This window comes from Streptomyces sp. NPDC003284, assembly GCF_053589675.1.
Genome location: NZ_JBSFSI010000018.1, coordinates 92,581 through 112,875 on the forward strand (window position 1 = coordinate 92,581; position 20,295 = coordinate 112,875).

At 74.4% G+C, this 20,295-nt stretch carries 19 protein-coding genes; 12 read left to right on the forward strand and 7 right to left on the reverse strand.

What is annotated here, in order from left to right; translation table 11 throughout:
- The first annotated feature begins 298 nt into the window (after positions 1-298).
- The 3 genes from ACWDYF_RS29810 (at position 299) to ACWDYF_RS29820 (ending at position 2,661) form a co-directional block, all read left to right on the forward strand.
- A complete protein-coding gene (locus tag ACWDYF_RS29810) occupies positions 299-1,165 on the forward strand; it encodes a helix-turn-helix domain-containing protein (protein WP_381744201.1) in 867 nt (288 codons plus the stop codon).
- Between the two features lie 4 nt (positions 1,166-1,169).
- Positions 1,170-1,433: a DUF397 domain-containing protein gene (locus ACWDYF_RS29815; protein ID WP_018568512.1), complete on the forward strand. Its 264-nt coding sequence runs from the start codon at positions 1,170-1,172 to the stop codon at positions 1,431-1,433.
- A 418-nt stretch (positions 1,434-1,851) separates the two neighbouring features.
- Complete coding sequence (locus ACWDYF_RS29820; protein WP_389470568.1) at positions 1,852-2,661, forward strand: SAM-dependent methyltransferase; 810 nt, start codon at positions 1,852-1,854, stop codon at positions 2,659-2,661.
- A gap of 31 nt (positions 2,662-2,692) precedes the next feature.
- Here ACWDYF_RS29820 and ACWDYF_RS29825 read toward each other — a convergent pair whose 3' ends face one another.
- Positions 2,693-3,982 (reverse strand): ROK family transcriptional regulator, encoded by a 1,290-nt coding sequence (locus ACWDYF_RS29825; protein ID WP_389470565.1) that lies wholly within the window; start codon positions 3,980-3,982, stop codon positions 2,693-2,695.
- Between the two features lie 110 nt (positions 3,983-4,092).
- Positions 4,093-5,022: a DUF3626 domain-containing protein gene (locus tag ACWDYF_RS29830; protein ID WP_389470562.1), complete on the reverse strand. Its 930-nt coding sequence runs from the start codon at positions 5,020-5,022 to the stop codon at positions 4,093-4,095.
- Positions 5,023-5,132: 110 nt separating this feature from the next.
- On the opposite strand from ACWDYF_RS29830, the gene ACWDYF_RS29835 reads away from it, so the two are divergent.
- The 4 genes from ACWDYF_RS29835 to ACWDYF_RS29850 all read left to right on the forward strand — a co-directional run bounded on the left by ACWDYF_RS29835 (position 5,133) and on the right by ACWDYF_RS29850 (position 9,380).
- Positions 5,133-5,627: an FBP domain-containing protein gene (locus ACWDYF_RS29835; RefSeq protein ID WP_381744197.1), complete on the forward strand. Its 495-nt coding sequence runs from the start codon at positions 5,133-5,135 to the stop codon at positions 5,625-5,627.
- A gap of 110 nt (positions 5,628-5,737) precedes the next feature.
- Positions 5,738-6,991 carry an FUSC family protein gene (locus tag ACWDYF_RS29840; RefSeq protein WP_018568507.1) on the forward strand — a complete coding sequence of 418 codons (1,254 nt, stop codon included), beginning with the start codon at positions 5,738-5,740 and terminating at the stop codon, positions 6,989-6,991.
- 55 nt (positions 6,992-7,046) lie between these two features.
- Positions 7,047-8,069 (forward strand): hypothetical protein, encoded by a 1,023-nt coding sequence (locus tag ACWDYF_RS29845; RefSeq protein WP_389470557.1) that lies wholly within the window; start codon positions 7,047-7,049, stop codon positions 8,067-8,069.
- 159 nt (positions 8,070-8,228) lie between these two features.
- Positions 8,229-9,380 carry a lactonase family protein gene (locus ACWDYF_RS29850; RefSeq protein ID WP_389470554.1) on the forward strand — a complete coding sequence of 384 codons (1,152 nt, stop codon included), beginning with the start codon at positions 8,229-8,231 and terminating at the stop codon, positions 9,378-9,380.
- On the opposite strand, the gene ACWDYF_RS29855 is transcribed toward ACWDYF_RS29850, so the two are convergent.
- On the reverse strand, positions 9,348-10,073 hold the full coding sequence (locus ACWDYF_RS29855; protein WP_389470551.1) for a DUF2470 domain-containing protein: 726 nt from the start codon (positions 10,071-10,073) through the stop codon (positions 9,348-9,350). The genes ACWDYF_RS29850 and ACWDYF_RS29855 overlap by 33 nt on opposite strands.
- Before the next feature lie 188 nt (positions 10,074-10,261).
- Positions 10,262-10,873 carry a TetR/AcrR family transcriptional regulator gene (locus tag ACWDYF_RS29860; protein WP_064536734.1) on the reverse strand — a complete coding sequence of 204 codons (612 nt, stop codon included), beginning with the start codon at positions 10,871-10,873 and terminating at the stop codon, positions 10,262-10,264.
- Between the two features lie 142 nt (positions 10,874-11,015).
- On the opposite strand from ACWDYF_RS29860, the gene ACWDYF_RS29865 reads away from it, so the two are divergent.
- Positions 11,016-12,560, forward strand: a complete 1,545-nt coding sequence (locus ACWDYF_RS29865) for a cytochrome P450 (protein WP_389470547.1) — start codon at positions 11,016-11,018, stop codon at positions 12,558-12,560.
- Here ACWDYF_RS29865 and ACWDYF_RS29870 read toward each other — a convergent pair.
- From ACWDYF_RS29870 to ACWDYF_RS29880, 3 genes are all read right to left on the reverse strand, one after another.
- Positions 12,522-13,370, reverse strand: a complete 849-nt coding sequence (locus ACWDYF_RS29870; RefSeq protein WP_389470544.1) for a pentapeptide repeat-containing protein — start codon at positions 13,368-13,370, stop codon at positions 12,522-12,524. The genes ACWDYF_RS29865 and ACWDYF_RS29870 overlap by 39 nt on opposite strands.
- Before the next feature lie 272 nt (positions 13,371-13,642).
- Positions 13,643-14,560, reverse strand: coding sequence for an RNA polymerase sigma factor SigJ (gene sigJ, locus ACWDYF_RS29875; RefSeq protein WP_389470541.1), 918 nt, complete (start codon positions 14,558-14,560; stop codon positions 13,643-13,645).
- Between the two features lie 122 nt (positions 14,561-14,682).
- Positions 14,683-15,984 carry an alpha/beta fold hydrolase gene (locus tag ACWDYF_RS29880; protein WP_389470539.1) on the reverse strand — a complete coding sequence of 434 codons (1,302 nt, stop codon included), beginning with the start codon at positions 15,982-15,984 and terminating at the stop codon, positions 14,683-14,685.
- A 228-nt stretch (positions 15,985-16,212) separates the two neighbouring features.
- On the opposite strand from ACWDYF_RS29880, the gene ACWDYF_RS29885 reads away from it, so the two are divergent.
- Genes ACWDYF_RS29885 through ACWDYF_RS29900 form a run of 4 tightly spaced genes read left to right on the forward strand, consistent with a single transcriptional unit; the run spans position 16,213 to position 20,270 of the window.
- Positions 16,213-16,968 carry a (Fe-S)-binding protein gene (locus tag ACWDYF_RS29885; RefSeq protein WP_037890225.1) on the forward strand — a complete coding sequence of 252 codons (756 nt, stop codon included), beginning with the start codon at positions 16,213-16,215 and terminating at the stop codon, positions 16,966-16,968.
- A complete protein-coding gene (locus tag ACWDYF_RS29890; protein WP_389470535.1) occupies positions 16,965-18,449 on the forward strand; it encodes a lactate utilization protein B in 1,485 nt (494 codons plus the stop codon). The genes ACWDYF_RS29885 and ACWDYF_RS29890 overlap by 4 nt, the downstream gene beginning before the upstream one ends.
- Entirely contained in the window at positions 18,446-19,111 is a 666-nt protein-coding gene (locus ACWDYF_RS29895; protein ID WP_389470532.1) for a LutC/YkgG family protein, read from the forward strand. Before ACWDYF_RS29890 ends, ACWDYF_RS29895 begins: the two co-directional genes overlap by 4 nt.
- A gap of 4 nt (positions 19,112-19,115) precedes the next feature.
- Positions 19,116-20,270, forward strand: coding sequence for an ATP-binding cassette domain-containing protein (locus ACWDYF_RS29900; protein ID WP_381744185.1), 1,155 nt, complete (start codon positions 19,116-19,118; stop codon positions 20,268-20,270).
- Positions 20,271-20,295: the final 25 nt, after the last annotated feature.

Here is a 20,295-nt window from a genome sequence, read left to right on the forward strand (position 1 = left end):
TCTCCTCGCGGCTCGTGGGCTGTCCGTCGGTCACGGTGGTCATCCAGCTCTCGCCTTCGCAGTCCCGTGCGGCCCGAGGACCGCACCGCACCTGTTGGAACGTCAGTTCCCATACCAGCAACGCGAGTTGATCACCATACGGCGACCCGGATGCCGGCTTCCCGGATCACTATGATGTGGCACACACTCGGCCCGCAACCTGCGTTCTGATAATTTCAGACAGCCTCGCATCACTCTGTTCGAGTCGTCCGGCGCGTGACACACTGCACGCTGTGACAGCCGCTCCGGGAGGTCAGAGGTGAGTGAGAACCGCTCCGGCGGCAGCGCACCCACCGTTCTGCGGATGGTTCTCGGCAAGCGCCTGCGGCAGCTGCGCGAACGCGCGGGTGTGTCCTTCGAGGAGGCGGCGCGCACCATCGAGGTGACGCCGCTGACGGTGCGCCGCATAGAGAAGGCCGAGGTCGGCCTGCGTATCCCGTATGTGCGGGAGCTGCTGCGCGCCTACGGTGTCCCGGACGCCGAGATCGACGACTTCGCCGCCCTGGCGCGCGAGGCCAACAAGCCCGGCTGGTGGTACAAGTACCGCGATGTGCTGCCGGAGTGGTTCAAGGCGTATGTGAGCCTGGAGAGCGAGGCGAGCGTCATCCGCCTCTACGAACCGCACTACGTGCCGGGGCTGTTGCAGACGTTCGACTACGCCGTCGCGCTGATGCGCGTCGGTTTCCCCAACGAGTCGAAGGAGGAGCTCGCCCGCCGGGTGGCCCTGCGCCTCAAGCGGCAGGATCTGCTGGACAGACCGGGCGCCCCCGCCGTCTGGGCCATCCTGGACGAAACGGTGCTGCGCCGTCCCGTGGGCGGCGCCGCGGTGATGCGCGCCCAGGTGGACCGGATCCTGGAGGCCCTGGAGACCCCGAAGGTACGGATCCAGATCATGCGTTACGCCGTGGGGGCCCATCCGGGCGCCTACGGCCCCTTCCACCACTTCCGCTTCGGCTTCTCCGAACTGCCCGACGTGGTCTACACCGAGAACCTCGCGGGCTCGGTCTACTACGACCGGCCGGAGGACGTCGTCACCTATCTAGAGGTACTGGACCGGATGTCCGTGCAGGCCGAACCGGTCGCGCGGACCAAGCACATCCTGGCCGAACTGCGTAAGGAGTTGTGATCCCATGGCATCCACCGCACCCCGGACGCCCGCCCCTTCGGTCCGCAACGGCATGCCCGCGGGCGAACTGGGCACCGAGGGCTGGCACAAGCCCTGGAGCGGCACCAACGGCGGCTCCTGCGTCGAGGCCAAGCGCCTGCCGGACGGCAGGATCGCCGTACGCCAGTCCACGGACCCCACGGGACCCGCGCTGATCTACACCCGGGACGAGATGGTCACCTTCCTGGCGGGCGCCAAGGCGGGGCTCGCGGACTTCCTGGTCGACTGACCGGAGTGCACGGCGGCCGCCGCCGGGGACTGCCCGCTCCCCCGTCCCCGCAGCCCGGCGCCGCGCACTCCGGATTCCACAGTCCCGCAGTCCCGCGATCCCGTAGGACCCGGGCCGCGGGCGTCGCCGGGCCGCGGCCGAACCCGGCCCGGCCCGCCCCGGCCCGCCCCGCGGGGCCACCCGCACGCCACCTCCCGCCGTGCGGGTGGCCCCGCCCCCGGCGGCGGACGCCGCCCGGCGCGCGGCCCCGCGCCGGTCCGGCCCCGCCGACCCCCTGGTGCGCCCCGGGCGCCACCCCCTCGGTGCCCCTCGCGCCCCCCGTGCCCCGCTTCGCACCTCACGCCTCACGAACCACCCTTCGGCGCAAGGTCGTTGACGATATTTTGGACCCCCGCGTGACGTACGGCAGGAGACCCCCATGACCCACGGCCGCCCCACCCCCGACCAGGACGCGCTGTCCAAGATCGACACTTCGGTGCCCCACTCGGCCCGCATCTGGAACTACTGGATGGGCGGCAAGGACAACTACGAGGTGGACCGGATCGCGGGCGACGCCTACCGCGAACACGCCCCCACCATCGAGACGATGGCCCGCGCCTCGCGGGAGTACCTGATCCGCGCCGTGACCCATGTGGCCGGTGAACTCGGCGTGCGCCAGTTCCTCGACATCGGCACCGGACTGCCCACCTACGACAACACCCACCAGGTCGCCCAGCGCATAGCCCCCGAGGCGCGCGTCGTCTACGTCGACAACGACCCGCTGGTGCTCCGCCACGCCCAGGCGCTGCTCACCAGCACGCCCGAGGGCGTCACCGAGTACATCGACGCCGATCTGCACGACCCCGCGACGATCGTCGAACGCGCCGGGCGGATCCTGGACTTCGAGCAGCCGGTCGCCCTGATGCTCATGGGCATCCTCGGCCACATCCAGGACTACGAGGAGGCGAGGTCGATCGTCCGCCGCCTCCAGGCCGCCCTGCCCTCCGGCAGCTACTTCGTCCACTACGACAGCACGGACACCGACCAGGCGCTCAAGGAGGCCCAGCAGGGCTACGACGACACCGGCGCCGTCCCCTACGTGCTGCGCAGCCCGGAGCAGGTCGCCGCCTACTACGAGGGCCTGGAGCTGCTGGAGCCGGGCATCGTCTCCTGCCCGCTGTGGCGCCCCGCTCCCGGCACGGCGCCGCGGCCCACCGACATCCACGGCGGAGTGGCCCGCAAGCCCTGACGGCGGGGTCGGGTGACGGGGTCGGCGGCGGCTACGGCCTGCGCTCCTCCAGGGCCGTCTGCCAGGCCGGGGGGCGGGCCTCGGGCACCGGTGCGGCGGGGCGCCCGCCGCGGGCGAAGAAGTCGGCCAGCGGCAGGATCGCCGCGCCCACGGTGACCGCGTCCGGGCCGAGCCGCCCCAGTTCGACGGTGACCCGCTCGGCGGGGTGGCGCAGGGCGTAGGCCGTGGCGTGGCGGCGTACGGCCGGAAGGAAGCGGGCGCCGAGCTGGAGGCCCGCCCAGCCGCCGATGAGGATGCGCTCGGGCTGGAAGAGGTTGATGAGGTCGGACAGGCCCGCGCCCAGGTACTCGGCGGTCTCCTCCAGCACGGCCAGCGCGACCGGGTCGGCCGCGGTGCCCCCGGGCGGGTAGGCGGCGGCCAGCATGGCGGTCAGCGCGGTCTCCTCGTCGGTGCCGCCCGGCGGCCGGCCGCCCTCCTCCCGCCAGCGGGCCAGCAGCGACTCGGCGCCCGCGTAGGCCTCCAGACAGCCGAGCGCGCCGCACCGGCAGCGGCGCCCGCGCACCCGTACCGTCAGATGCCCCCACTCCACGGCCCGGCCCCGTTCCACCTCGGGCGTGACCAGGCAGGCGCCGACGCCGGAGCCGAAGAGCACCACGACCGCGTTGCCCGCGCCGCGTCCGGCGCCGAACCACATCTCGGCCTGGCCGAGCGTCTTGGCGCCGTTGTCGATGAAGCAGGGCACGCCGTCCGGGAGTTGCCCGCCGGAGCGCAGCAGCCTCTCCAGGGGCACCGCGTCCCAGCCGATGGTCTGCCCGTGCACGACGGCGCCCCGGTCCTCGGTGCGCTCGACGATGCCGGGGACACCGATCCCGACGCCGAGCAGGCGCTCGGGGGCGAGCCCGGCCGCGCGCAGGACCTCGGCGATACCGTCCCCGATGTGGCCGGTGATCACGTCGACGTCGTAGCGCTGTCCGGTCAGCGGCCGTTCGGTGCGCGCCAGTTCGGTGAGGGTCAGGTCGAACAGCTCGACACGGACCCGGGTCTCGCCGACATCGACGCCGATCATGTGGCCGCTGCCCGGGACCACGCGCAGCAGGGTGCGCGGGCGCCCGCCGTCGGAGTCGACGCTGCCGGCCTCCTCGACCAGTCCGTCGGCGACCAGGTCGGCGACGACATTGCTGATCGAACCCGAGCTGAGGCCGGTGGCGGGGCCCAGTTCGAAGCGGCTGAGGGGGCCGTCGAAATACAGCCGTTGCAGGACGGCCGTGCGGTTGGCCCGTCTGAGATCGCGCACCGTGCGCCCGTTCCGCCCCGCCGCCATGTGGCTCCCTCGTCCTTGCACGCGTGCCTGTCCCGCCCTGTCCGACCTGCAACATACCGCCGGGGGCCGGTCCGGCGCGACTTCCCGTCCCCCTTAGGTCAGGCAATAAATTAAGGCGTGGCCGGTTCCGTGGCGGGGTCCGGCCCGGCCGCGGCGCCCGCGCGGGGCAGGCAGGCGGTGCCCGCTCCCTCGGGCGCTCCGTGCCGTGCGAGCAGGTGCCACACCTTCTTCAGGTCCTGTGCCGCGTGGCGGCCGGTGTTGGCGGCCTCGCCGATGATCCACGGGTCGAGGTGCCCGTCCCGGGCGATCCGCGCTCCGAGCGCGGTGTACTCGGCGCCCCGGTAGTCGCCGTGGCGGCGCAGTTCCCGCACGGACAGCCGGTAGCCGGGGTGCCAGGCGAGCGGGCAGGGCAGGTCCCGCGCGTCGGCCTCGACGGGGGTGCCGCGGTAGCTCGCGTCCAGGACCAGGACCTCCACGTCCCGGGCGAGGTCGACGCCGCCGTGCACCTGGGCCTCGACGTAGTCGTCCAGGGCGTCCCGCTCGTCGGCCTCGGCCAGGGCGGTCAGGCCCAGGGCGGCGGCGGTGCCGAAGTCGGCGGGCCCGGCGGCGCTGTCGGGGTAGCAGAAGGTGGCGCGGGCCAGGGCCGCCGCCGTGAGCCGCAAGTGCGAGGACCCGAACCGGGGCGCGGCGCCCACCACTTGGCGGCGGAAGTCCAGCGCGCCGTAGACCGGCCGGGCGGCCGCGGGCGCGGTGTCGTAGGCGCCGCCGAAGATGCGGTGCTCCCAGCGCCAGCGGTCCCCGCCGGGGTGGGCGGTGAGTCCGCCGTTGCTGGTGCCGGTGACGAACTGCGAGTGGTACGCGCCGTCCCGGGCGAGCGCTCGCAGCAGGGGCAGGCCGCCCGAGGGCCGGTCGGGGTGGAAGTTGAGGGTGATACGCAGGTCCGGCGCGAGCGCCGGGCCCCCGGACCGTTCCGCGACGTGCGCGATCGCCGCGCGGGCCGCGGGTGGCAGCGCCGGCCCGGCGCCGCTGCGGATATTCATTGGATCCCCCTCCTGCAACCTGCTTATCCTAGCCTTGAACCTAAAAGCCTTAGGCATCGGAGCCGTGGTCCGTCCCGGTGCCCGATCCGCCCAGCCACCCGGAGCCTTTCATGAGACCTCTGTCCGAGCAGGACATCCGCGCCTGCTTCGTCAACTGCTCCAAGGGCGAGGCCAAGCGGCTGGCCGTCCCCCGCGACCTGGCGGAACGCCCCTGGGACGACCTCGACTTCCTGGGCTGGCGCGATCCGGGCGCGCCCGACCGCAGCTATCTGGTCACCGAGCGCGAGGGCCGCGCGGTGGGTGTGGCGCTGCGCTTCCCGGCCGCGCAGCGCGGCTTTCTGCACCGCAGCATGTGCTCGCTGTGCCTGACCACGCACCCGGGCGGCGGGGTCTCCCTGATGACCGCCCGCAAGGCGGGCACCGCGGGCCGCGAGGGCAACTCGGTCGGTCTGTACATGTGCACCGACCTGGCCTGCTCGCTGTATGTGCGGGGGAAGAAGGTCCCGCAGAACGGCACCCGGTTCGAGGAGAGCCTGACGGTGCAGGAGCAGATCGCCCGGACCAACGGCAATCTGGCCGCCTACCTCGACAAGCTGTACGCCTGACGGCCGCGCCCGGCCGCTCCGCCGGGCCGCCGTGCCCGCCCGCCGCGCGGACGGCCGTACTCGGCGGACGTGACGTTCGACGTGTCCGCGAACGGGGAACAGCGCAAGGGATGCACGATGTGAGCGAGTCGATGTCGTCCCTCGTCCGGCTGGTGAAGCGGCACCGGGACCCGGTGGTCGTCCAGGCGCTGCGCTCGACGGTCGCGGCCACGATCGCGTATGTGATCGCGAAGTGGCTGAGCCCGGAGCCGGCACCGCTGACCGCGCCCCTGACGGCCCTGCTGGTGGTCCAGGTCACCCTGTTCGCGACGCTCCAGACCAGTGTCCGCCGGGTGAACGCGGTGGTGGCCGGTGTGGTCGTCGCCATCCTCTTCTCCCTGCTGGTGGGCCTGACCTGGTGGAGCCTCGCCCTGGTGATCCTGGCGGGTCTCGGGGTGGGGCACCTGGTGCGGGTGGACGAGTTCGTCGCCGAGGTGGCGATCAGCGCGATGCTGGTCCTCGGCGTCACCACCGTCGGCAGCACGGCCTGGGCGCGGATCGTGGAGACACTGATCGGCGCGGTGGTCGGCATGGGCTGCAATCTGCTTCTCGCTCCCCCGCTGTGGACGGAGCACGCGGGCGAGTCGATCGACGGGCTGGCCCGCCGGATGCGGCGGCTGATGCTGCACATGGGCGAGGAGGTGGCGGGCGGCACCCCGGTGGAACAGGCCGCCGCCCGGCTGCACGAGGCCCGTCGGCTCGACCACGACATCGCCGACGTGGACGCGGCGCTGCGGCAGGCCGAGGACAGCCTGCGGCTGAACCCGCGGGTCCGCGAGGGGCTGCTGCACCGGGTGGTGCTGCGCACCGGCCTGGACACGCTGGAGATCTGCACGGTGGTCCTGCGGGTCCTGGCGCGCACCTTCACCGACCTGGCCAAGGCGCGCGAGCCCAGGCCGCTGTTCTCGGCCCCGGCCGGTGCCCTGGTGCAGCAGTTGCTGTCCGAGATCTCCGACGCGGTGGTGAGCTACGCGGTGCTGGTGACCACCGATGTGAGCGTGAGCGCCGAGTCCGCCGAGTCCCGGCTCGCGGCCGAGCTGCGGCAGGCCGCGGCCACCCGCGACAAGCTGGCGGGGCAGTTGCTGGACGAGGTGCAGCACGACGCGAGCCAGTGGCAGTTGCAGGGCGCGGTGCTGACCGAGGTCAACCGCATCATCGACGAGATGGACACCGAGCACCGCACCCAGCGGCTGCTGGAGGAACTGGACCGGCACACCCGCGAGCAGCGCGAGCGCCGGTCGCGGCTGACCCGGATCGCGGACCGGCTGGGGGCGCCGGTGCGCAACCGCCGGAACCAGGAGGAGCCCGCCCGGCGTTCTGGCTGAAGGACGGCCGTTCCGGATGAGCGGCGGACGGCGGGGACGGACGGGGAGGGCGCGGATGAGCGGCGCGGCGGTTCGGATCGACGAGGACACCTTGCATCTGCCCGGCGGTGTGGGCGTGCGGTTCATGCGCACGCTGCGGCTGCCGGAGACGGGCACGCATCCGCTGCCGCCGGGGCTCGGCACCTTCCCGCTGCGGCGGGTCGCCGACCACGCTGACCGGGTGCCCGAGGAGATGCGGCGGCGCGGCGGTGTGCTGCTGCCGGTGTATCTGCGCGAGGCGATGTGGCTGCGGTTCCTGAGCACGCGGCCGGTCGCCGTGCAGGTCGGGGCGGGCAAGGTGTGCGCGGTCTCGGGCGAGCCCTGGAGCGGCCGGCTCGCCGGGGATCCGCAGAACTACGTGGTGGTGCCGCGCCAGCCCTGGCTGGACGGCGTCAACTCGGGGGCGGGCACGGTCCGGCAGTTCGTCGCGGTGCCGCTGGGCCTGGGGGCGACCGTGGAGGGCCAGGTCACCGGCGAGGAGGTCTGGGGCGGGGTGCAGTTGCAGTCGTTCCCCCTGGGCGCGGCGGCGCTGGAGCGGTGGCGCGAGGAGGAGCGGCGGGCGGTGCTGCGACGGACGGCGGCGGGACCGCTCGCGGCTCCGGGGGCCCTCGCCGCGGGCGCGCCGCCGCCGGCGCCCTCGGCACCGGCTCCGCGGGGCGCCGCGATGGGCCTGGGCGCGGGCGGTTCGATGCGCCAGGAGGTGTACCGGGACCCGCGTCCGCTGAGCGACTGGGCGCCGCAGCCGGCCGGGCGGGTGTTCGTGCATCTGGTGACGCCGCCGCAGTGGCGGCACATCACCGGCGAGGCTCCCCCGCCCTCGCCGGTGGACCGCGCCGCGTACACCGCGGCCGGTCTGCCCTGGTACGACTACTTCGACGAGGACGCCGACGATCTCTCCCCCACCGACGCGCTGGCGGCGGTGCGGCCGGTCGGCGACTGGCTGGGCGAGGACCACGAGCCCTGGCAGCAGCCTTCGCCGGGGCAGGTCACCCCGCTCAAGAACGCCCCGGGCGATGCGGTGCAGGACGGCGACTGGTGACCCGCCCGTGCGTTGCGCGGTATGCAACGCACGTTGCCACTCTTGCCCACCCGGGGTGGTCCGGTCCAAGGTGGCGGTGACGACCTCCTACGAGACCTGGGGTGCGGCATGGGCAGTGGTGCGGGAGTGCCGGGCGGCCGGTGGAGCAGGCGGCGGCTGATGAGCGCCGTGACGGGCGCCGCCGCGATGGCGGTGGTCCCCGCTCCGGCGCGCACGCCGGAGCCACCGGGGTCCGCGGCGCCGACGGCGGCCGGGGAGCGGGCCCGCCCGCCGAGGCGGCCGTCGGGGACCCGGCCGCTGTACCTCGGCACCTACACCTCGGGCGCGAACGGCGGCACGGGCATCGGCCTGGCGGCGTACGACCCGGTCTCGGGCGCCGTGACCGGGCAGGGCGTGCTGACCGGCGTGCCCGACCCGTCGTATCTGGCCGTGCACCCGGACGGCCGCACCCTGTACGCGGTCGACGAGCGCGCCGACGGGGGTGTGACGGCCATCCGGCCGGCCGACCGCACGGTGCTGGGCACCCGGAGCACCGGCGGGGCCGGGCCCTGTCATCTGTCCGTGCATCCGGGCGGGCGCTGGCTGCTGAGCGCCAACTACACGTCCGGCAGTGTGGCCGTGCATCCGATCGACGGCTCCGGCGCGCTGGGCGAGCGCACCGCGCTGGTGACGCACTCCAGCCCGCCGCCCGGACCCGGCCAGCAGGGCCCGCACGCGCACCAGTTCACCACCTCACCGGACGGCGGTCATGTCCTCGCCGTCGACCTCGGCACGGACACGGTGTACTCCTACCGCCTGGACGAGCGCACGGGCCGCCTCGACGAGGTCTCCCGGGCCGGGACGCGGCCCGGGGCCGGACCGCGCCATCTGACCTTCCACCCGGGCGGGCGGTACGCGTACCTGGCCCATGAGGTGGACGACACGGTCGCGGTCTGCGCCTACGATCCGCCGAGCGGGCGGCTGACCGTCGGTGAGCCGCAGTCCTCGGGCTCCGGGGCGGGCACCAACTATCCGGCGCAGTTCCTCGTCACGGCGGACGGCCGGTTCGCCTATCTCGCCAACCGGGGCGACAACACCCTGGCGCGCTACGCCGTGGAGGCGAGCGGCGCCCGGCTGCGCCTGCTGGACACGGTGCCGGTGGCGGGTGACTTCCCCCGGCAGATCGCGTTCTCCCCGGACGGCGCGCTGCTGTTCGCGGCGAACCAGAGGTCGGGCACCGTCAGTGTCTTCCGCGTCGGCCGGGACGGCTCGCTGCGCCTGGCGGGCGAGCCGTTCGCCTCACCCGTCGCCGTCTGCGCGCTGCCGCTGTAGCGGACGCGGGCAGGCGGCGGCGCTGGCCTGGGCGAGCAGGACGTGCATCCGCTCGGCGAGCTGGGTGACGTCGTCGGCCGGGGTGTGGAAGGCCAGCCGTACGTCGCCCTGGCCGCGCACCCGTTCGATGCGCAGGGTGAGGCCGTGCCGGTCCACGGCGAGCGGGCGGACCCGTACGGCACCCTGGAGGCTGTCGGCGGCGACCAGCCGGGTGAGGTGGTCCACCGCGTCGGAGTGCGCGTCGGCGAGGTGGGTGAGCAGCTGGGCCTCGGCGACGGCCAGCGGGTCGGGGGCCGCGCCGGCGAACTCGCCCGGGTCCACGGCGACGGCGTCGCCGGGGCGGCGCAGCAGCACGCGCCGGGGCCCGAAGTCCAGGTGGCCGTCGGCCCGGGTGAACCGGCCGGCCAGCCACAGCCGGGCGCGGATCCGGTCGCGCACCGGGACGGGTGCCACGTCGGCGAACTCCAGGACGCCGGGCAGTTCACCGCGCGGCGCGCAGAACGCGGCCGCGGCCAGGGGGCTGTCCTCGGGCAGCCGCAGCAGGACCCGGCCGTCCTCGGTGACGGTGTGCGCGCCGGTGAACTCCTCCCGGCCGCCCTCCGCGGTCACCGCGCAGGACCAGGCGGCGGCGAGCACCGAGCGCGCCCGCTGTGCCGCTCCGGGCACCGCCGTCCATGTGTGGCTGTCGCCCATCCGGAACCTCCTCGCTAGCCATCCATAAGGTAAGGCTTGCCTAACTTATCGAAGATCGGGGCGCACGCCAACCATGTCGGCCCGACACGGGCGTCCGGGAGGGGGCGCACGGAGGCGTGTGATGGCCGGGACGGGCGACGGCGCCCGAGCGTGTCACGAGGCGGCGGGACGGCGGCCCGGCCCGCCGGTCAGGGCGCCAGGACGCCCAGCAGGGCCCGCGCGCACAGGTCCCTGACCTGCGCCCGGGTCAGCTCGGAGCCGCGCAGCCACTCCAGGCAGACGGCGGTGGTGAAGGCCAGCCAGCCGCGGACGGCGAGACGCAGATCGGGGCGGCGGGCGGCGGACGGGCCGAACTCGGGGTCGGCGTCCAGCGCGGCCAGGATCTGCCGCTCCTGGGCGGCCAGGGCGCGCCGGTAGACCCGGCGCACGGCCTGGTCGCCCGCCGCGTCCGCCCGGTGGAAGGCGCGGTAGCCGTGCGCGTGGGCGCTGACGTACTCCAGATAGGCGTCCAGGCCCGCCGTCAGCTGCTCGCGCACGGGCACCCCGGGGACGGCCGCGGTCATCCGCAGCATCCGCCCGCTCTCCCGCTCCACGACCGCCGCGAAGAAGTCCCGCTTGGTCGGGAAGTAGTGGTAGAGCAGGCCGCGGGAGACCCCGGCGATCTCGGCGACCTGCTCGATCCACACGTCGTCGTAGGGGCTCTCGGAGAACAGCCGCGCCCCGACGGACAGCAGTTGCTCCCTGCGCTCCCCCGTGCTCAGCCGGCGGCGCGTGCGCTGCTCCCCCTGGTTCGCGGCCATCCCCGCACTCTACTTGACGCGAGTTCAACAACGGGACCAGACTGGGAGCCGCTATTGAACCGACATCCAACACGTGCCGAGGGACCGGCACGGCGCCCGGCCGGGACCCCGGCGGGCCCGGGGAGAACGGGGAGCGCACGGCATGGCGGAGACCACGACCGGGACCGGACTGCCGAAAGGATTCCGCGACGCGGGGACGGGCTGGCCGCAGTTGGAGCGGCTGCCGCACCCGGCGCACCGGATCCCCTTCCTCGGCGATGTGCTGGGGGTCGACCGCAGCACGCCCGTACAGGACTCGATGCGCCACGCCCGCGCGCTCGGCCCGATCTTCCGCCGCAAGGTGTTCGGCAAGGAGTTCGTCTTCGTCTGGGGTGCGCGGCTGGCGGCCGACCTCGCGGACGAGAGCAGGTTCGCCAAGCACGTGGGGCTGGGCGTCGCCAATCTGCGGCCGGTCGCCGGGGACGGTCTGTTCACCGCGTACAACCACGAGCCCAACTGGCAGCTCGCGCACGACGTGCTCGCGCCCGGCTTCAGCCGCGAGGCGATGGCCGGCTACCACCGGATGATGCTGGACGTGGCCGCCCGGCTCACCGGCCACTGGGACCGCGCCGAGGCCGCGGGGAGCACCGTGGACGTGCCCGGGGACATGACGAAGCTGACCCTGGAGACGATCGCGCGCACCGGTTTCGGCCATGACTTCGGCTCCTTCGAACGCGCCCGCCCGCACCCCTTCGTCACCGCGATGGTCGGCACCCTCAGCTACGCGCAGCGCCTCAACTCCGTGCCCGCGCCGCTCGCTCCGCTGCTGCTGCGCGGGGCGACCCGCCGCAACGCCGACGACATCGCGTACCTCAACCGCACCGTGGACGACCTCGTGCGCGCCCGCCGCACGGACAGCGGGAGCGGCAGCGACAGCGGGGATCTGCTGGACCGGATGCTGGAGACGGCGCACCCGGAGACCGGGGAGCGGCTGTCCGACGAGAACGTCCGCCGCCAGGTGATCACCTTCCTGGTCGCCGGGCACGAGACGACCTCCGGCGCGCTGTCCTTCGCGCTGTACTACCTCTCCCGGCACCCCGAGATCGCCGCCCGCGCCCGCGCCGAGGTGGACCGGATATGGGGCGACACGGCGGCGCCCGGCTACGAACAGGTCGCCAAACTGCGCTATCTGCGCCGGGTGCTGGACGAGTCGCTGCGGCTGTGGCCGACCGCGCCCGCCTTCGCCCGCGAGGCCCGCCAGGACACGGTGCTCGCCGACGCGCATCCGATGCGGCGCGGCGCGTGGACACTGGTGCTGACCCCGATGCTGCACCGCGACCCCGACGCCTGGGGCGCGGACGCGGAGCGCTTCGACCCGGACCGTTTCGACGCGGCGGCGGTGCGCGCCCGTCCGCCGCACGTCTTCAAGCCGTTCGGGACCGGCGCGCGGGCGTGCATCGGCCGCCAGTTCGCGCTGCACGAGGCCACGCTGGTGCTCGGTCTGCTGCTGCGCCGCTACGAACTGCGCGCCGACCCCGCCTACCGGCTCAAGGTCACCGAACGGCTCACCCTGATGCCGGAGGGGCTGCGGCTGCGCCTGGAGCGGCGCACACCGCCCGCCGCACGGCAGCCGGAGGCGCCGTCGGGGGCGGTGGCGGAGGGCGGCGGATCAGGGCCGCGGTGTCCAGTGCACGGGGCGGGTGACTGACCCGGGCAGCCGGGTGCCCGCGCCGCCGCGGGCCGCGTTCAGCTGCGGCTGGGTCAGGAAGAACGCGCCGGTCAGGTCGGCGTCCGTGAGGTTGGTGTCGCGCAGATCGGCACCGATCAGGTCGGCGCCGCGCAGATCGGCGCCGGTGAGGTCGGCGGCGATCAGACAGGCGCCGCGCAGGCTGGCCCCGCGCAGATCGGCGCCCCTCAGCCGGGCCCCCACCAGGTCGGCGCCCCGCCGGTCCTTCTTCCGCCCGCGCACCCCGGCCCGCATCAGTTCGCTGGTGCGCAGCAGCAGTGCGTTGACGTCCCGCCGGTGGGCGTCCACGTCGAGTGCGGCCAGTTCGGCCGGTGGCAGCAGGGTGAGTTCCTCGGTGCGCTCCAGCAGGTCGCGCAGTCCGGCGTGGACCGGCCGGGCGGGGGCCAGGGAGAGTGCCTCGGTCAGGTACCACAGCAGTTCGTGCAGATGCCGTACGACCGGGAAGGCCGCGGCCATCTCGCCGAGCGCGCCCGCGGGTTCCGTACGCCAGTCCCGGCCGCCGAAGGTGACCTGGGAGACCTTCTGGCCCGCGCCGAAGCAGTCGTACACGGTGCAGCCCGGGTAGCCCTCCTGGCGGAGCCGGGTGTGGATGCCGCAGCGGTGGTCGGCCAGGAGGTTCGGGCAGGGCTTCCCGGCGGGCTTGTCGCGCGCGAAGTCCGCGGAGGCGGCGAAGGGCAGGGCGACGCAGCACAGTCCGAAGCAGTTCGCGCAGTCGCCGCGCAGCCCGGACCGCGCAGCGCCGTCGCGCCGCTCCTCTGTCTGATCTGCCATGTCCCCACCCTACTGATCCGCTGCGGGCCCCTGGACCACCGTTCGGCCGAGGAAGGGGGCGACGGCGGCGGCGAACCGGGCGCGGGCAGCGTGCCGGGCGCGGGCAGCGTGCCGGGCGCGGGCAGCGTGCCGGGCGCGGCCCGGGTGGCCGCCGGGTACCACGGCTCGCTCGCCCGCAGCCGCGCGGCGGCGAGCCGTACGTCCGCGGTGGCCTCGATGCCGACCGCCACCGGGCTCGGGGTGACCGGCACCGGCGGCGGTTCGGGGGTGGTTCAGCCGGTCATGGCGGCGGGCAGGTCCAGGGGGGCCAGCCGGGCGGGGTCGGACAGGATGTAGAGGTGGGTGATCCGGCCGTCGGCGACGGTGACGGCCATGACCGAGTGCGGGCCCGCCTGCGGGGTGTTGGCCACGCCGACCGTGCCGTTGACCAGGACCATCCGTGCGGTCGGGGCGTAGCGGGAGAAGGTGAGCGCCTGCGACGCCACGGTCCGCGCCCCGCGCACCACCTTCGAGGCGGCGGCGCCACGGGCCAGGGCGCCGGCGTCGACCCGCAGCACCACGTCGGGGTGCAGGACGGCGACCAGGGCCTCGAAGTCGCCGCCGCGGGAGGCCGCGAGGAATGCCTCCAGCACCTCCTTCTGCCGGGCGAGGCCGGTCTCCGCCGACGGGGTGGCGCCCTGCACGCGGCGGCGGGCGCGGCTGGCCAGTTGCCGGGTCGCGGCCGCGGTGCGTTCGACGACCGGCGCGATGTCGTCGAACGGCACGGCGAACAGGTCGTGCAGCACGAACGCCAGCCGCTCGTCCGGTTCCAGGGTCTCCAGCACGACGAGCAGGGCGAGCCCCACCGAGTCGCCGCGCAGCGCCTCCTGCTCCGGGTCGGCCGAGGCCAGCGGCCGGACGACGGGGTCGGGCACGAAGGTCTCGTCGAGGGGATCCTCGCGGCGGGCCGTGCGGCTGCGCAGCAGGTCGAGGCAGACCCGGCCGGTCACCGTCGTCAGCCATCCGGCCAGGTTGCCGATGGCGTCGCTGTCGGCGCGGGTGAGCTTCAGCCAGGTCTCCTGGACGGCGTCCTCGGCCTCCGTCAGCGAGCCGAGCATCCGGTAGGCCACCGCCCGCAGATGCCCGCGGTGCTCCTCGAACCGCCGCGCCAGCCGCTCTTCGTCCGCCGCGCCCGCCGTCCCGTCCGCCATGTGCCGCCCCCGTCGCCGTCGTGCCCCCGGGCGCGCCCGCGCCCGTGGCTCATCCTAGGCACGGGCACGGGCACGGGCACGGGCACGGGCGCTGCGCCGGGGTGTCCGGGACCGCGCAGGTGTCAGGCGTCGTCGCGGGCGAGGGCGAGCAGCCGGTCCAGGACACGGGGGCCACCGGCCCGCACCCCGTCGTGCTCGAACTCGTCGGTGACATAGGTGCGCAGACCGCGGACGGTGCGGGCGGTGGCCAGGGCGTGCGCGGTGTCGACGTACATGTCGTCGTGGTAGACGGCCGCGGCGACCGGGACCTCGTTGGCGGCGAGCCGGGCCGGGTCGTAGAGGGGCTGCCAGTCGGCGCGGGCGGCGAGCAGGTCCGCGCACTCGCGCAGCGGGCGCAGCGCGGGGTCGCACTCGAACATCCAGGGGTGCACGGACTCGCCGGTGAACAGCAGCGGGCCGTCGTCCGCGAGCGTCTTGGCCGCGTCGAACTGCGGGAACTCGGCGCGCACCCGCTCGGCCGACCAGGCGGTGGGGCGGGCGTCCTGGCCGTAGATCGGCTCGTGCAGCAGGGCGTAGAGCGGGTGGGCCGCGTAGGACAGCAGGCCCTGGACCTCCTCCTGGAAGGCGTCGGAGAGGGCCGGGCCCGCGGGGGTGCGGACGAAGGCGCCTTCGAGGAGGAAGTGCAGCCGGTGGCTGCCGTCCGTGCCGCCGAGCAGGATGCCGAGGGACTGGAAGGCCTCGGCGGTCAGCCGGTAGCCGCCGGGCAGGACCACGTCGTGGGTGAGCAGGTGCTCGGCGATCTCGCGGGCGCGGGCGACGTCCTGGGGGTAGCGGGCGTAGTGGGCGGCGACCTTGCGTTCGATGCGCGGGTAGGCGGCCCGGTAGACGTCGTCGGCGTGCGCGTCCAGCGAGGGCAGGCCGCCGGTGATCAGGGCGGTGGACAGGCCCTCGGGGCGGGTGGAGAGGTAGTGGACGGTGCAGAAGCCGCCGAAGCTCTGGCCGAGGACGGTCCAGGGCGCGCCGCCGGTGACCTCGGCGCGGATCGCCTCGCAGTCGCGGACGATGGAGTCGGCGCGGAAGTGCGCGAGGTAGTCGGCCTGGGCCTCGGGGCCGCCGCGCAGCGGGAGGGTCTGGCGGTTGGCGGGCGTGGAGTGGCCGGTGCCACGCTGGTCGAGCAGGAGCACGCGGTACTCCTCCAGGGCCCGGCCGAGCCACGCCTGCTTCCCGATGAAACGGTTCGCCCCGAAGCCGGGGCCGCCCTGGAGGTACAGCAGCCACGGCAGGTCACGGTCCGCCTTGTCCCGGGCGACCGCGGCGCGGGCGTACAGCTCGATCGTCTCCCCCGCCGGATCGTCGTGGTCGAGCGGCACGGTGAAGGAGCGGTCGGTGAGGACGACGCCGGGCTGGCGGTAGCTGAGGGTCAACGGTTCTCCCGGGACGGAGTTTCACGGCCGCGTCCCAGTTGAGCACATCGCGCTCCGCGGTCCGAGACCCGGGATCATGAAAAGGTACTGACCCGCCGGTCAGCGGGTGACCGGCCGCTGCCGGTGTGCGCCGGCGCGTCGCCACGCCGTGGACGAGGCGGGGACTCCCGCCGCGCACCCGGCCTGACTAGGCTTCACCCGTCCGATGACCGACAACGAGGAGCCGCGATGCGTGTGGCCCTGTTCCTGACCTGCGTCAATGACACGCTCTATCCGGACACCGGCCGCGCCGTGGTGAAACTGCTGACCAGACTGGGCGTCGAGGTGGACTTCCCGTCGGCTCAGACGTGTTGCGGACAGGCGCACTACAACACCGGGTACCGGCATGAGGCCGAGCCGCTGGCCCGGAAGTTCTCCGATGTCTTCCGGGACTACGAGGCGATCGTCACACCGTCGGGTTCCTGCGGCGCGATGGTGCGGGAGCTGTATCCGCGCATGGGCGAGCGGGCGCGGGCCGAGGGCCGGGGCGACACGCTGGCCCGCACCCTGGCGCCGGTGGTGCCGCGGACGTACGAGCTGACCGAGTTCCTGGTGGACGTGCTGGGGGTGACGGACGTGGGGGCGTACTACCCGCACGAGGTCACCTACCACCCGACGTGCCACGGGCTGCGCTCGCTGGGGCTCGGGGACCGGCCGCTGCGGCTGCTGCGGGCGGTGAAGGGGCTGGAGCTGGTGGCGCTGCCGGGAGCCGAGGAGTGCTGCGGTTTCGGCGGCACCTTCGCGGTGAAGAACGCGGACGTGTCGGCCGCGATGGGCACCGACAAGGTGCGCAACGCCGAATCGACCGGCGCCGAGGTGCTGTGCGCGGGCGACAACTCCTGCCTGATGCACCTCGGGGGCACGATGTCCCGGCTGCGCTCCCGGATGCGGCCGGTGCACATCGCGGAGATCCTGGCGAGCACCGAGGAGGAACCCGCGGCATGAGCGGCAGCAGTACGTTCGTCGGGATGCCGGCGTTTCCCGTGGCCGCGCACGAGGCGGTGCGCGACCGGACGCTGCGCGGCAATCTGCGGCACGCCACGCACACCATCCGCGACAAGCGCGCCCGCGCGGTCGCGGAACTGCCGGACTGGGCCGCGCTGCGCGCGGCGGGCCGGCAGATCAAGGACCACACGCTGCGCCACCTGGACCGCTTTCTGGTGCAGTTGGAGGAGGCGGTCACGGCGGCCGGGGGCACCGTCCACTGGGCCGCCGACGCGGCCGAGGCCAACGCGATCGTCGCCCGGCTGGTCAGGGAGACCGGCGAGAGCGAGGTCGTCAAGGTCAAGTCGATGGCCACCCAGGAGATCGGTCTGAACGAGGCGCTGGAGGCCGAGGGCATCCGCGCCTACGAGACCGATCTCGCCGAGCTGATCGTGCAGTTGGGCCGGGACCGGCCGTCCCACATCCTCGTCCCCGCCATCCACCGCAACCGGGGCGAGATCCGGGACATCTTCCGCTCCGAGATGGCCTCCTGGGGCCGCCCGGCGCCCGAGGGCCTGACCGACACACCGGCCGAGCTCGCCGAGGCGGCCCGGCTGCACCTGCGGGAGAAGTTCCTGCGCGCCAAGGTCGGTGTCTCCGGCGCCAACTTCATGGTCGCCGAGACCGGCACCCTGGTGGTCGTGGAGTCCGAGGGCAACGGCCGGATGTGCCTGACCCTGCCCGAGACGCTGATCTCGGTCGTCGGCATCGAGAAGCTGGTGCCGACCTGGCAGGACCTGGAGGTCTTCCTCCAGACCCTGCCCCGCTCCTCCACCGCCGAGCGGATGAACCCGTACACCTCCACCTGGACGGGGACCACTGACGGCGACGGGCCGCGGACCTTCCATCTGGTGCTGCTCGACAACGGCCGCACCGACACCCTCGCCGACGAGGTCGGCCGCCAGGCGCTGCGCTGCATCCGCTGCTCGGCCTGCCTGAACGTGTGCCCGGTCTACGAGCGGGCCGGCGGCCACGCGTACGGCTCCGTCTACCCCGGGCCCATCGGGGCGATCCTCAGCCCCCAGCTGCGCGGTACCGGCAGCGCGATCGACGCCTCGCTGCCGTACGCGTCCTCGCTGTGCGGCGCCTGCTACGAGGTGTGCCCGGTCGCCATCGACATCCCCGAGGTGCTGGTGCATCTGCGCGAACGGGTCGTCCAGGGCGGCGAGGCGGTGCGCGGGGGCAACAAGGTGGTGCTGAAGCCCGCCAAGGGGCACGGCGCCGAGCGGGCGGCGATGCGCGCGGCCCGCCTCGCCTTCTCCCACCCCGCGCTGCTGCGCGGCGGGCAGCGGCTCGCCTCGCGCACCCGGCGCCTGCACCCGCGCACCCTGCCCGGACCCGGCCGGGCCTGGACGGGCACCCGGGACCTGCCCGTGCTGCCCGCGGAGCCGTTCCGGGACTGGTGGCAGCGCACGCACGGCGGCCCGGAGGAGGCGAAGTGAGCAGCAGGGAACGGATCCTGGGCCGGGTGCGGCGCGCGCTCGCGGACGTACCGGCCGACGACACCCCCTACGAGCGGGCGGTGGCGCGCGACTACCTGCGCCGCCACGGGGACCCGGACACCGCCGCGACGGTCGCGCTGCTCGCCGAGAACCTCGCGGACTACCGGGCGCTGGTGCACCGCTGCGACCGGGCCGGGCTGCCCGCCCTGATCGCCCGGCTGCTCGACGCCCGGGGCGCGGCGAGCGTCCTGGTCCCGCCGGGCCTGGACGAGGGGTGGCTGGCGCAGTCCGGGGCGCGGCGGGTCGCGGACCGGGCGGACAGCACGCCCGGCGAACTGGACCGCGTCGACAGCGTGGTCACCGGCTGCGCAGTCGCCGTCGCCGAGACCGGCACGCTCGTCCTGGACGGCTCGCCCGACCAGGGCCGCCGCCGGATCACGCTCGTGCCCGACCACCACATCTGCGTGGTGCGCGTCCCGGACCAGGTGGTCTCCTCGGTGCCCGAGGCGCTGCCCCGGCTCGATCCGCGCCGCCCGCTGACCTGGATCTCCGGGCCGTCCGCGACCAGTGACATCGAACTGGACCGGGTGGAGGGCGTGCACGGGCCGCGCACCCTGGAGGTGGTGCTGATGAGCGAGGAGCCCGCGGCGCCGCTAGCGTGAGGGAATGATCCGGTTCGAACAGGTCACCAAGCGGTACCCGGACGGGACCACGGCCGTGGACGGCCTCAGCTTCGAGGTGTCCGAGGGCGAACTCGTCACCCTCGTGGGCCCGTCCGGCTGCGGCAAGACCACCACCATGATGATGGTCAACCGGCTGATCGAACCGACCTCGGGGCGCATCCTCGTCGGCGGCGAGGACATCGCCGCGCTCGACCCGGTGCGGCTGCGCCGCCGCATCGGCTACGTGATCCAGCAGGTCGGCCTGTTCCCGCACCGCACCGTCCTGGACAACACGGCGACCGTGCCCGCGCTGCTCGGCTGGAAGCGGGCCAGGGCGCGGGCGCGCGCGGCCGAACTGCTCGACCTGGTCGGACTCGACCCGGCGACGTACGGGCCGCGCTATCCGGAGCAGTTGTCGGGCGGGCAGCGGCAGCGGGTCGGGGTGGCGCGGGCGCTGGCCGCCGATCCGCCGGTGCTGCTGATGGACGAGCCGTTCGGGGCCGTGGACCCGGTGGTGCGCGAGCAGTTGCAGGACGAGTTCCTGCGGATGCAGGCCGCCGTGCGCAAGACGGTGCTGCTGGTCACCCATGACATCGAGGAGGCGGTGCGGCTCGGGGACCGGATGGCCGTGTACGGGCAGGGGCGTATCGAGCAGTTCGACACGCCCGGCGCGGTGCTGGGCGGCCCGGCGACCGAGTACGTGGCCGCGTTCGTGGGCGCCGACCGCGGTCTGAAGAGGCTGTCGGTGACGGCGGTGGAACCGGGCGACCTGGAGCAGCCGCCCGTGGCCCGGCCCGACGAGTCCGCCGGGCGGGCCGCCGGGCGGCTGCGCGCCCGGGGCGCCCGCTGGGCGGTGGTGCTGGACGCCTCGGGCGATCTGCACGGCTGGGTGGGGCTCGACGCGCTGGGCGCGGGCGGCCGGGTCGGTGACCTGGCGCACCGGATGAACGCGTGGGTGCCGGTGGGCGCCCCGCTCAAGCAGGCGTTCGGGGTGATGCTCCAGCACGACGCGGGCTGGGTCGCGGTGCTGGACGGGGCGCGGTTCCTCGGGGTGCTGACCCCGGCGAAGCTGCACGAGGCGCTGCGCCGCTCGGTGGACGCGGACGCGCGCGGGGTGCCGCGCGGACAGGTCGGGTTCGACTCGGTGGCCGACGCCTGACACCGAGGGCCGCGCCCCTGCCGCC